The sequence below is a fragment of the Candidatus Buchananbacteria bacterium CG10_big_fil_rev_8_21_14_0_10_42_9 genome, assembly GCA_002773845.1.
Classification (GTDB): Bacteria; Patescibacteriota; Patescibacteriia; order Buchananbacterales; family 21-14-0-10-42-9; genus 21-14-0-10-42-9.
Map to the genome: position 1 here is coordinate 1 of PEZZ01000046.1, position 10,693 is coordinate 10,693.

The following is a 10,693-nucleotide window of genomic DNA, read 5'->3' on the forward strand; positions in this document are numbered from 1 at the left end:
TCTTTGGTGTACAAAAAAACGGAAGGTGTAGCAGGTACGCGCCAGCTCGCTCAAATGTTACAAACGGTTAACTTGGGGTTAGTCAATTTGGATGCCGCTCGCAATTCGGCCTTGCAGCAATTTACTATTATTGAAGATAGAGATTTTGGTTATATTATCAATGTCGATTTAAAAGAGGGGAGCATTAGCATAAATGAAAATTATGAACGTTGGGATAGGCCACAAAATCGCTGCCGTGACGAACGTTGCTTTAACCAATACCGAATACGTGAAAATGATATCCAAAGCAATTCTGAGATTATTAAAATAGCCAATCAATTTGCAGAAGAGTATGGCCTGAATTTATCATCCTACGGAGAACCGGTGGTAGGGGATAGCTGGAGAATTGAATATGCCCGCGCCCAAAACCCAAGTGATTTTTACTTTCCTCAAGCGGTGAGCGTAGTTTATCCGCTAATTATTGATGGGCAAAGAGTTTTTGACCCAAGCGGTTTCCCAACCGGTATTCAAATAAGCGTTGATATTTTGTTGGACAAAGTGACTGGCGCTTATGGGCTAACAGTCCAAAATTATGAACGATCACTTTATGATACTTCAACCGACGTGGATAAAATCAAAGAATTTGCCAAGCGCGGAGGTATGTATGGATATTACACTTTGGAAGGCAAAAAAGAAGAGGTTAAATTAGATAACCCAGAACGTGGATTTGTTCAATACTACAAATACAACCAAGAGAAATCAAAAACCGAAACTCTTTTAGTCCCTGCTTTAATTTTCCCGGTTGCCGAAATTCCAAAGGAAGCTCAATTCATAAAGCAAAACGTTGTCGTTCCTTTAGTCACTTCAATCTTAGAGGAACAGTTAGTTGAACCGAGGCCCGTGCCAGTCCCATTAGATGAGCCGGTTATTTTAGAGCAAGTGGATCAAGTCCAAGACGAGCCAGAAGCTGCAGTAGAGGAGTAAGCATAAAAAACCAGCCAAAGGGCTGGTTTTTTGGTATACTACATAAATGCATCAATCGTTAAAACAAAAAGGAGGATTTTCTTTAGTTGAGTTATTGGTTGTCATTGCAATTATCGGTTTACTTGCCACCATCGCAATTGTGGCTACCAATATCGCTAGACGTAAGGCTATGGTTACCAGAGCTCAAGCCGAAGTAAGGCAAATTGTGACTGCTATTGCTTTATTAGAAAATGACTCGGGTGAATGGCCGGGCCACAAAACTATTGAGGATGTAGAGTCTGGGGGGAGCGGTAATGAAATTTGGGATTTAAATGTTGATTTGGCAGGAATTGCAGGCACTGACGGAAATTTTTCAGGCTGGGATGGGCCATACATGAATAGTGTGCCGTTAGACCCTTGGGGGAATAATTACTTTTTTGATACTGACTACGATATTGACCCTGGCGCCGGGCAAAAGTGGGCGGCAGTTGTAGGTTCATTTGGCCCTAACGGAGTTGGTCAAAACGTTTATGACAGTGATAATATTTTTTTAGTTTTAAGTGTCGGGGAGTGAATAAGTTAAGTTTTGGCAAACACAGGCACTATAAAGGCAAAGATTATGAAGTGATAGCGTTGGACAAGCATAGAGAAACGCTTGAAGATTTGGTCGTTTACAAAAGTTTATACGGCAATAATCAAATTTGGGTTCGACCGCTAAAAATGTTTTTAGAAAAAGTTGAATACCAAGGCAAACAGGTGCATAGGTTTAAAAAAATTTCAAAGTAAAATGAATCGGCCCGGGCGTCCACAAGGGAAGCCCGGGCCTAGGGAGGCTGTGTCTTACAATCCGGCGCGCGCCGTATTGGTGCCGAAGTTGCACTGAGCTGTAAACCTCCCGAAGACTTCGGGACCAGTGTCCCACAGCTTTGTGCCGCCGTTGTAGTTTTGGAACGTGACAGCGGCGCGCTCACAACCATCGATGGGTTCCTGGCGGTCCACACCGAGAACACGTAGAGTCGCGTTTCCGATGCACCGGTTGGCGTCATCCCCCCAACAGCATCTCACCGTCACCTGCCTGCCCTGGTCCTTGAGTGCGTCGATGAACTCATCCAGCGATGGCAGATCGCTTAGGTGTATAATGCGGGGCCTGCATGTGGCCTGAGTCTTCATATGGTCTCTTAACATGCCCCAGTGGGCACCGTAGTGCCCGTTCGGGCATAATATCCGATCCCCAACGACCGGAATTACCTAGCTTTATAAATGAAAAAATTAAAAATGTCAACGCTAGCAGGGTATGACAGTAAAGCATTTTTTTGCTAAACTAGTGGCAATATGATTGTGATTTTAAATTTTGGCGGACAATACATTCATCTTATTGCCAGGCGCGTGAGAGAAATGGGAGTGTATAGTGAAATTGTTCCGCACAATATCAGTGCGCAAAAGCTAAAATCATTAAAACCAGAAGGCATTATATTATCCGGCGGCCCGGCTTCAGTGTACGCTAAAAATGCGCCCCAACCAAACAAAGCTATTTTTAAGCTGGGAATACCCATGCTCGGTATTTGTTACGGACACCAATTAATTGCCCGTTATAACGGCGCTCATGTTGACCCGTCTGCACTTGGTAGATTTGGTAAGATTCAAATGACTGTTAACAATAAGTCAGGTTTACTTAAGTCACTTAAAGGCAAAGAGCAAGTTTGGTTTTCAAATTATGATGTCGTCACAGCAGTTCCTAAAACTTTTAAAGTGACAGCCAAAACAACTTCTTGTCCGGTGGCAGTAATGGAAAGCCAGAGTAAAAAGCAGTACGGTTTACAATTTCACCCAGAAGTAATACATACTCCATCTGGCAAAAAAATCTTAGAGAATTTTGTGTTTGGTATTTGCCACGCCAAAAAATCTTGGGAGACCAAATATTTACCTGAAACTTTAGGCAAGAGCGTAAAAAAAACGGTTGGTCAGAATAATGTGTTGTTGGCAGTTTCCGGCGGTGTCGATTCCACTGTTGTGGCAGCATTACTGCATCAGGCGTTGGGTAGCCAGCTTTATTGTGTGCATGTTGACCATGGTTTAATGCGTAAAGATGAGGTAAGTGAAATTAAGCGAATGTTTAAACATTTAAAGGTCAAAAATTTTAAAGTCGTAGATGCGTCAAATTTATTTTTACAGCGTTTAAAAAATGTATCTGACCCAGAACAAAAAAGAAAAATCATCGGGCATACTTTTATTGAAGTATTTGAAAAAGAAGCCAAGAGACTTAAACGTTCTGCTCATATAAGTTTTCTAGCCCAAGGTACCATTTATCCAGATCGTATTGAATCAGGCTCTACTTCCAAACAGGCTGCTAAAATTAAAAGTCATCATAATTTAACTTTGCCAAAAAGGATGCAGCTTAAAATTTTGGAGCCAATTAAAGATTTGTACAAAGATGAAGTTCGCGCTTTAGGCTTGCAGCTAGGGTTGCCGAAAGAATTTATCTATCGCCACCCATTTCCGGGCCCGGGTTTAGCAGTCCGAATCTTGGGGCCAGTTGATAAAGCTAAAGTAAAAATTTTACAAGAAGCTGACGCTATTTTTATTGATGAATTAAAGAAGCAAAAAGAGTATCACAAAATTGCTCAAGCGTTTGCGGCTTTATTTCCTGTCAAAGCGGTGGGGGTGATGGGGGATAGCCGCTCATATGAATATGTTATTTCCCTGCGCGCTGTTAGTACTACAGATTTTATGACGGCAGATTGGTACCGCATGAATGGCAATCTTTTATCGGATGTCTCCAACCGAATCGTCAATGAAGTTAGAGGTGTAAACAGGGTGGTTTATGACATTACTCAAAAACCCCCGGGAACAGTAGAGTATGAATAATTATGCCGGAACTTCCTGAAGTCGAAACTTTAGTTAAAGAACTACACCTTAAATTAAAGGGTAAAAAAATTAAAGCCATTGAGGTTAAAAAACCAAAAATGGTGAAATTGCCTTTGGCAAAATTCAAACATCAAATTGCTGGTAAAAAAATAGTATCAGTTACCAGGCGGGCGAAAATGATTATTGTTGATATTTCTGGGCCGGCTTTTTTACTAATTCATTTAAAAATGACTGGGCAGTTGGTGTTTTTAAGTAAGCGGGGTAAAAAAATATCTGGCGGACACCCTATTGGTGATTTGGGCGTATTACCAAATAAGTATTCCCATGTCATCTTAACCTTTACTGATGGCGCTAAGTTATTTTTTAATGATCAGCGCCAATTTGGCTGGCTGCGCATTGCCAATGATAAAGAGCTAAATTCAGTTTTAAAAACTTATGGCCCGGAACCTTTGGAGCCTGGGCTTACTCAAAGCTATTTAAATTCCATTATCAAGCGTTATAAAAATAGAAAGATAAAGCAACTACTTTTAGACCAATCTCTAATTTCTGGTCTGGGAAATATCTACGTTGATGAGGCTTGTTTTTACGCTAAAATAAAACCAACCCGTCGCTCCGGCAGTCTAACATCAAAAGAACGCCAAGACTTATTTTTAAGCATCAAAAAGGCTCTTCGGTTAGGCATTAAACATGGCGGCACGACAATGGATCATTATCGCCATTCTGACGGCAGTCAGGGCAATATGCGGGAATACCTTAAAGTTTACGGCCGGGCCAATAAAACTTGTCTAAGAAAAAATTGTTTTGGCACAATAAAAAAAATAAAACTTGCCCAGCGCGGAACTCATTATTGCAATGTTTGCCAAAAATAGTCTAGGTAATTACAAAAAATAATCCAAAAGCAAAGTTAGGATAATTCCAACTAATATACCGACCACAACCTCAACTGGTTTATGCCCAAGCCGTTGCCGCAACAATGGATGATCGCGATTATCAATGTTTGATTTTTTTAACAAATCACTTATCAAGCTAGATTGTTTTTGCATTGTATAGCGAAAACCGAAAGCATCTCTAATAATAACTAAAGCGAACACTAAGCTAACCGCAAAGATAGGCGAAGACAGTCCTTCACGCAATGCAATTAGAGTGACTAAAGAAGTTACAAAAGCTGAATGTGAAGACGGCATCCCGCCGTAGTCGGTAAAGATATTCTTAATTGTCAAACTACCCTTAATGCCGTCTACGGCTAGCTTTAAGATTTGAGTTAGTAATGTTACAATAATTGGTATAACAAACAAACTATAGTTCATGTTAACAGATTATTTATTATCCATTGCTGCCGGCGCCATTCAGGGGGTAACAGAATTTTTACCGATTTCCAGTTCCGGCCACCTAGTTTTATTTCACAATCTGTTTAGTTTAGTTGAAAATAATTTAGCTTTTGATGTGGCCTTGCATTTTGGTACGCTAGCAGCGTTGGTATGGTATTTTAAAGAGGATGTCATTAATTATATACAAGGATGGTTAAAAAGTCTATCACGTTTTGATTGGCAAAAGCCGGAACAAAAAATTCCTTGGCTAATTATTTTGGCAACTTTACCGGCAGTTATTTTTGCGTTATATGCCGAAAACTCAATTGAATTAATTTTTAGAAATAATTTATCTGTTGCCACCATGCTTATAGCCTTTGGCGTCTTATTAATATTAGCGGATCAATTCAGTCAAAAAAAATTTGACATAACTAATCTTGGGATTGCGGCTGCTTTGTTTATCGGGGTGGCTCAAAGCTTAGCTTTAATACCGGGAGTTTCGCGGTCTGGCATTACCATTATTGCCGCTTTGGCGGTCGGCTTAAAGCGTTTTGAAGCCGCTAAATTTTCGTTTTTATTAGGTATCCCAATTTTACTTGCTGCTTTTTTAAAAAAACTTACGGATTTAAACGCTTATAACAACAATGATTTAGTTTTAGTAATTTTAGGCGTTTTAAGCTCTGCTATTGTCGGTTATTTAGTAATTAAATATTTTTTAAAATTATTGCAAAAAAAATCGCTTAAGATTTTTGGCTGGTATAGAATCGCGCTTGGGCTGTTTATTTTAATTTTACTTTTATGAAGTTGATTAATAATCTTATCGATGAAGGCACAATCAAAACGCCAGCCATCATTTCTGCCTTTAAGGCCGTTTCGCGTCAAGATTTTTTACCGCCAGAAAGTAAACATTTAGCCAATCAGAATAGACCGATACCAATCGGCCACGGCGTAACTAATTCTCAACCCTACACTGTGGCTTTTATGCTTGAACTTTTACAACCACAAGCCGGCCAAAAAATTTTAGATATTGGCTCAGGCTCAGCTTGGCAAACAGTGTTGCTTGCTCATATTGTCGGAGATAAAGGTTCCGTTTATGCGATTGAAAGAATTCCTGAAATTAAGAGGTTCGGAGAGCAAAACGCCAAATTATACAATTTTAAAAACATTTCATTTTATTGCCAAGACGGAAGCCATGGGTTGCCCAATCAAGCGCCGTTTGATAGGATAGTCGTGGCTGCCGCAGCCGCCGGGGATTATCAAGCCATAAAGCAACAATTAAAAGTTGGTGGCCGGTTAGTAATTCCAACCGCGGCTCAAGATATTAGGCTGATAATTAGAGAATCTAAGCACAACTACAGAGAGCAAATATTTCCAGGCTTTGTATTCGTTCCGTTAATTTCTGACTATTCATGAAAGCAATAATTTTAGCTGGCGGCAAGGGCACGCGCCTGCGCCCGTTGACTTTAACTACGCCCAAGCCATTAATCGATGTTCATGGCATTACGCTAACTGAACAAGTTATTAATATTTTAAAAAAACACGGTGTTACCGAGGTAACATTAAGTTTAGGTTATATGGCTGATAAAGTGAAAGAGTATTTTGAAGACAAGAAAATATCAGGCGTTAGTATTGATTACTTAATTGAAGAAGAACCTATGGGCACAGCCGCTCCGTTGATGTTACTTAAAAAAGCCGGCCGGGAGATTAAAGAGGATTTTGTTTGCGTTAATGGAGATAATCTTTTTAGTTTAGATTTAACAAAAATGATTGAGTTTCATAAGCGTAATCATGCGGTTGCAACCATTGGCCTGACTACGGTTGATGATGTTAGCCAATTCGGCGTGTTTGCTTTTGATGGTGATAGGTTGGTTGATTTTGTAGAAAAGCCAAAACCAGACGAAGCCCCAAGTAATTTTATTAATTCCGGTTACTATGTATTTTCGCCTAAAATTTTTAATCATATTGAAATTAAAGATTTTTCACAATTTGAACTTGATGTTTTTCCCCACTTGGCTCGGGGCGGGATGCTTTACGGTTTTAAGGATAAAGGGCAATGGTTTGATACCGGCACGCATGAACGTTATGAAGCGGTTAAAAGAGACTGGAAAGACGTTTAAATATGCGAACTTATTTATATAAAAAAAGAAAATACAGCCGGGGCAAAAAGATAAGTCTCGCGATTTTCTCGATATTGTTTTTGGTAATAATTTGGTATCGACTGGCAATTAACCAGCCAAACGACATCGCTTCAGTTGAATACCAAGTTAAATCTGGTGACAGCGACCAAACCATCAGCCGGGAGTTAAAAGAACTAGGCATTATTGATAACCGCTTGTTTTTTCAAATTCACGCCTGGTTGTCGGGTGTTAGTGATGTATTTCAAGTTGGAGTATATGAAATTCCGGCTGGCGCCACTATTTCCGATATAGTTGCCCAGCTTACCAAAACCGCTGAATATAAACCTCGCGAAGAGATAGCGGTTACTTTCATAGAAGGTTGGACCATAGACCAGATGGGAGATTATTTGTTTGCCGAGGGAGTGGTCCCCAGTAAAGATGAATGGACGAGCGTAGTATCCAGCATCAAAAGATTTAAATCGAACTATGATTTTTTACAAGACGCGCCGAACAATGCCAGCCTGGAAGGATTTTTATTTCCGGATACTTATCGCATTTTTAACGATGCAACACCTGAAGATATAGTTAAAAAAATGCTGGATAACTTTGGGTTGAAATTGACCCCTGATCTTAGAGCTCAAATTGAAGTGAATAACATGAGTATCTATGATACAATAATTTTAGCTTCAATTATTGAAAAAGAAGTTTCCGCTCCAGCCGACATGGCTAAAGTCGCAAGCATTTTTTACAAACGCTTAAACGCTAATATTGGATTACAAGCCGATTCAACCGTTAATTATGTAACTAAAAAAGATTTACCTGCCGTGACATTAGAGGATACTCAAATTGATAGTCTGTATAATACTTATAAATATGCTGGTTTGCCCCCGGGGCCGATTTCTAACCCTAGCCTTTCGGCAATCAGCGCCGCGGCACACCCTGAACGAAATGAATATTATTATTTTTTAACAACTCCTGAGGGTCGGGTAATTTATAGCGTGACTTTTGATGAACATAGGCAAAATAAATTAAAATATTTGTAATATGGCTAAAACGTTCGTTTTTTCAATTGGAGGGTCGCTTGTGGCTCCAAGCGAAATTAACACTAAGCTGATTAAAGAATATAAAAAGTTGTTCTTGAATTTTGTTAAAAAAGGTAATCGAGTGATTTTAATAGTGGGCGGTGGGGATACCGCTCGTCGTTATCAAGCCGCCGCTAAACTGGTTGATCGTAAGATTGCGAATACTGATTTAGATTGGGTTGGAATTGTCGCAACCAGGTTAAATGCGGAATTGATAAGAGCTATTTTTGGCGGCTTGGCTTATTCCAAAGTGTTGGGCGATCCGGCAAAAAAAATTAAAACCAAGAAAAAAATTATTATTGGTGCCGGCTACGAACCAGGTTGGTCTTCAGACCTTGACGCTATTTTAGCTGCCCGAGCAAATGGTGCGGATACAGTGATTAATTTAACTAATGTTGATTACGTTTACGATAAAAATCCCTTTAAATACAAATCAGCCAAATCATATCAACGTTTAGGTTGGCGGGAATTTAGGAAAATTGTTGGGTTTAAATGGGTGCCGGGCGCGCACGTACCGTTTGATCCGGTTGCGGCAAAGAAAGGGGAACAGTATAAGCTTAAGCTTGTGGTCATGAATGGCAATAAAATTTCAAATTTGAAAAAATTTCTCGCAAGTCAATCGTTTAAAGGTACAATCATAAAAAATTAATTTTAAGTTAAAGCAACTCCCGGTGCGTGCGAAACGTCCGGGAGCGGCTCTTTATAATAATGGCATAGTGGCAATTACTGCCGTAACCGCCTCGGGTCCCACATGCCACCAATGATACTTGGCGGCAACAGGCGTTCAATGGGCAAACAAGTTGCCGATTGAACTTCAGTTGGGGAAACCAGAAGGTGAATGCCTGCCGGAACATGCCCGTTAAGCGGCATCATTTCGCAAGCTACTACTTCGCCATCCCAGGGGGTTAGCAGCGGGACTCGTTCGTTGAAACGTTCACCGATAGCGGCGATACGTAGCCGTCGTTGCAGTACCGCTACCCAGTTGGTATCGGCAAAGCCTGCCAATTCCTCTGGGCTGACGTGCCGGTAGCCAAACGCCCGTGCAACCTCAAAGGCCGCACTAGTATCGACGGCACTGGCAAATGAGATTGCCGTGTGCTCGCCAATTGTTGTCCATTTGGTAGTGGTAAAGAGGGGATTCCATCCTGACACAGGGAACCTTCCTTTGTTGGGGTGTATGCCAAATTTTTGGCGGGGTGCTTAAATACAGCTTAATAAGCCTCTCGGGAACGCCCGAGATTTCTTACAGTAGCTGATTTCAAACACTTTTGCCCGCTTTTTAAAGAGCCGTTTAGCCGAGCTGAACTCGACGCTATTTTCTCCTCCTGCCTTTATTTTATAAGACGCGAACTAACGGTCAAGGGTAGGCCCCTTGACGCGTGGATGATATATGCTATACTACTCAAGTGATTTTATCCACAGACCACAAGGTCCCATATAACCGGGATTAAACGTATACTTTAACGCCTTGTGTAGGAATCATAAAGATTTATTGTCTGTGGTTTTGGTGCCACAGTTTTTTAATAAATAGAAATATGGCTAAATCTAAACAACAAAAGCAATCCACTGTTTCTGATTTTAAAGATAAGGCTAACCGAGCTAAATCTTTGGTCTTTGCAAATTTTGAAGGTTTGTCAGTTAATCAGATGGAAGATTTACGCCAGAACGCCCGTGAACAGGGTGGCGAAGTAATGGTCGCTAAAAAAACTTTGATGAAGCGGGCCTTGAAAGATGTCGGCATTGACGTGGACCCTAAAACTTTTGATAAAGGGGTGGCGACAATTTTTGGCTACGAAGATGAAATTGCTCCGGCTAAAGTAAGCGCCGAATTCGCTAAAAACAATGAAGCTTTAAATATCATTGGCGGTATTGTAGAGAGGAATTATTTAGACGCAGCCCAAATTAAGGCCTTATCTAAAATTCCAAGCAGACAAGAATTACTGGGTAAATTGGTAGGCACAATTCAAGCTCCAATTTCCGGGCTAGTTAATGTTTTGCAAGGTAATATTCGAGGCCTAGTTAATGTTTTGGGCGCAATCAAAGATAATAAATAAATTTAACAAATTAAATAATAATAACACTATGGCCGAAGAACAAGTCAAAGAAGCCACTGAAGAAAAAACAGAAGCTTCTACCGAATCCGCTCAACCGCAAAGCGATGATAAAAAAGAAGTGGAAGTGCCGGCTAAGTTCAAAGACTTAGTTGCCGAAATTGAAAAAATGTCAGTTTTGGATTTATCAGAATTGGTTAAAACCTTAGAAGATAAATTTGGTGTTTCCGCTGCCGCTCCCGTAGCAATGGCTGCGGCTCCAGCCCCTGGCGGAGAAGCCGGAGCGGCTGAAGAAAAATCAAGCTTTGACGTTGAATTGACTGCCTCTG

14 protein-coding genes and 1 pseudogene (1 of these 15 cut by a window edge) are annotated in these 10,693 nt (G+C 40.5%); 12 read left to right on the plus strand and 3 right to left on the minus strand.

The features are described 5' to 3' along the window. From COT81_05465 to COT81_05475, 3 genes are all read left to right on the plus strand, one after another. Positions 1–963, plus strand: a 963-nt coding sequence (locus tag COT81_05465; protein PIS04615.1) for a hypothetical protein, incomplete at its 5' end; no start/stop codon positions are given. Positions 964–1,009: 46 nt separating this feature from the next. Next, a complete protein-coding gene (locus COT81_05470; protein ID PIS04616.1) occupies positions 1,010–1,516 on the plus strand; it encodes a hypothetical protein in 507 nt (168 codons plus the stop codon). Then, the gene (locus tag COT81_05475) at positions 1,513–1,728 is read left to right on the plus strand and encodes a DUF1653 domain-containing protein (GenBank protein PIS04617.1); all 216 of its coding nucleotides are present in this window, start codon (positions 1,513–1,515) and stop codon (positions 1,726–1,728) included. Before COT81_05470 ends, COT81_05475 begins: the two co-directional genes overlap by 4 nt. A 54-nt stretch (positions 1,729–1,782) precedes the next feature. Here COT81_05475 and COT81_05480 read toward each other — a convergent pair whose 3' ends face one another. Further along, positions 1,783–2,112 carry a hypothetical protein gene (locus tag COT81_05480; GenBank protein PIS04618.1) on the minus strand — a complete coding sequence of 110 codons (330 nt, stop codon included), beginning with the start codon at positions 2,110–2,112 and terminating at the stop codon, positions 1,783–1,785. A gap of 162 nt (positions 2,113–2,274) precedes the next feature. On the opposite strand from COT81_05480, the gene COT81_05485 reads away from it, so the two are divergent. After that, positions 2,275–3,807, plus strand: a complete 1,533-nt coding sequence (locus COT81_05485; GenBank protein ID PIS04619.1) for a glutamine-hydrolyzing GMP synthase — start codon at positions 2,275–2,277, stop codon at positions 3,805–3,807. A 2-nt stretch (positions 3,808–3,809) separates the two neighbouring features. Beyond that, positions 3,810–4,676, plus strand: coding sequence for a formamidopyrimidine-DNA glycosylase (locus tag COT81_05490; GenBank protein ID PIS04620.1), 867 nt, complete (start codon positions 3,810–3,812; stop codon positions 4,674–4,676). A gap of 9 nt (positions 4,677–4,685) precedes the next feature. Here COT81_05490 and COT81_05495 read toward each other — a convergent pair whose 3' ends face one another. Further along, a complete protein-coding gene (locus COT81_05495) occupies positions 4,686–5,114 on the minus strand; it encodes a hypothetical protein (protein PIS04621.1) in 429 nt (142 codons plus the stop codon). Here COT81_05495 and uppP point away from each other — a divergent pair. From uppP to COT81_05520, 5 genes are read left to right on the plus strand one after another with little or no spacing between them, the layout of a single operon-like run. Next, positions 5,113–5,916, plus strand: coding sequence for an undecaprenyl-diphosphatase UppP (gene uppP / locus COT81_05500; GenBank protein PIS04622.1), 804 nt, complete (start codon positions 5,113–5,115; stop codon positions 5,914–5,916). The genes COT81_05495 and uppP overlap by 2 nt on opposite strands. Then, positions 5,913–6,527 (plus strand): protein-L-isoaspartate O-methyltransferase, encoded by a 615-nt coding sequence (pcm, locus tag COT81_05505; GenBank protein PIS04623.1) that lies wholly within the window; start codon positions 5,913–5,915, stop codon positions 6,525–6,527. Before uppP ends, pcm begins: the two co-directional genes overlap by 4 nt. Beyond that, positions 6,524–7,231, plus strand: a complete 708-nt coding sequence (locus tag COT81_05510) for a nucleotidyltransferase (GenBank protein PIS04624.1) — start codon at positions 6,524–6,526, stop codon at positions 7,229–7,231. The genes pcm and COT81_05510 overlap by 4 nt, the downstream gene beginning before the upstream one ends. A gap of 2 nt (positions 7,232–7,233) precedes the next feature. After that, on the plus strand, positions 7,234–8,274 hold the full coding sequence (locus tag COT81_05515) for an endolytic transglycosylase MltG (protein PIS04625.1): 1,041 nt from the start codon (positions 7,234–7,236) through the stop codon (positions 8,272–8,274). Between the two features lies 1 nt (position 8,275). Further along, positions 8,276–8,962, plus strand: a complete 687-nt coding sequence (locus tag COT81_05520; protein PIS04626.1) for a UMP kinase — start codon at positions 8,276–8,278, stop codon at positions 8,960–8,962. Positions 8,963–9,036: 74 nt separating this feature from the next. On the opposite strand, the gene COT81_05525 is transcribed toward COT81_05520, so the two are convergent. Continuing rightward, positions 9,037–9,465 (minus strand): hypothetical protein, encoded by a 429-nt coding sequence (locus COT81_05525; GenBank protein ID PIS04627.1) that lies wholly within the window; start codon positions 9,463–9,465, stop codon positions 9,037–9,039. 383 nt (positions 9,466–9,848) lie between these two features. Between COT81_05525 and rplJ the strand changes: the two genes are divergently transcribed. Continuing rightward, positions 9,849–10,367: a 50S ribosomal protein L10 gene (gene rplJ / locus COT81_05530; GenBank protein PIS04628.1), complete on the plus strand. Its 519-nt coding sequence runs from the start codon at positions 9,849–9,851 to the stop codon at positions 10,365–10,367. 28 nt (positions 10,368–10,395) lie between these two features. Beyond that, a pseudogene (locus tag COT81_05535) lies at positions 10,396–10,693 on the plus strand (50S ribosomal protein L7/L12) (it continues 179 nt past the right edge of the window).

Bases quoted from the DNA above. Each gene is read 5' to 3' on its own strand.
- COT81_05470 (PIS04616.1), top strand. From the start codon at position 1,010: ATGCATCAATCGTTAAAACAAAAAGGAGGATTTTCTTTAGTTGAGTTA.
- COT81_05480 (PIS04618.1), bottom strand. From the start codon at position 2,112: ATGAAGACTCAGGCCACATGCAGGCCCCGCATTATACACCTAAGCGAT.
- COT81_05485 (PIS04619.1), top strand. From the start codon at position 2,275: ATGATTGTGATTTTAAATTTTGGCGGACAATACATTCATCTTATTGCC.
- COT81_05490 (PIS04620.1), top strand. From the start codon at position 3,810: ATGCCGGAACTTCCTGAAGTCGAAACTTTAGTTAAAGAACTACACCTT.
- uppP (PIS04622.1), top strand. From the start codon at position 5,113: ATGTTAACAGATTATTTATTATCCATTGCTGCCGGCGCCATTCAGGGG.
- COT81_05495 (PIS04621.1), bottom strand. From the start codon at position 5,114: ATGAACTATAGTTTGTTTGTTATACCAATTATTGTAACATTACTAACT.
- pcm (PIS04623.1), top strand. From the start codon at position 5,913: ATGAAGTTGATTAATAATCTTATCGATGAAGGCACAATCAAAACGCCA.
- COT81_05510 (PIS04624.1), top strand. From the start codon at position 6,524: ATGAAAGCAATAATTTTAGCTGGCGGCAAGGGCACGCGCCTGCGCCCG.
- COT81_05515 (PIS04625.1), top strand. From the start codon at position 7,234: ATGCGAACTTATTTATATAAAAAAAGAAAATACAGCCGGGGCAAAAAG.
- COT81_05520 (PIS04626.1), top strand. From the start codon at position 8,276: ATGGCTAAAACGTTCGTTTTTTCAATTGGAGGGTCGCTTGTGGCTCCA.
- rplJ (PIS04628.1), top strand. From the start codon at position 9,849: ATGGCTAAATCTAAACAACAAAAGCAATCCACTGTTTCTGATTTTAAA.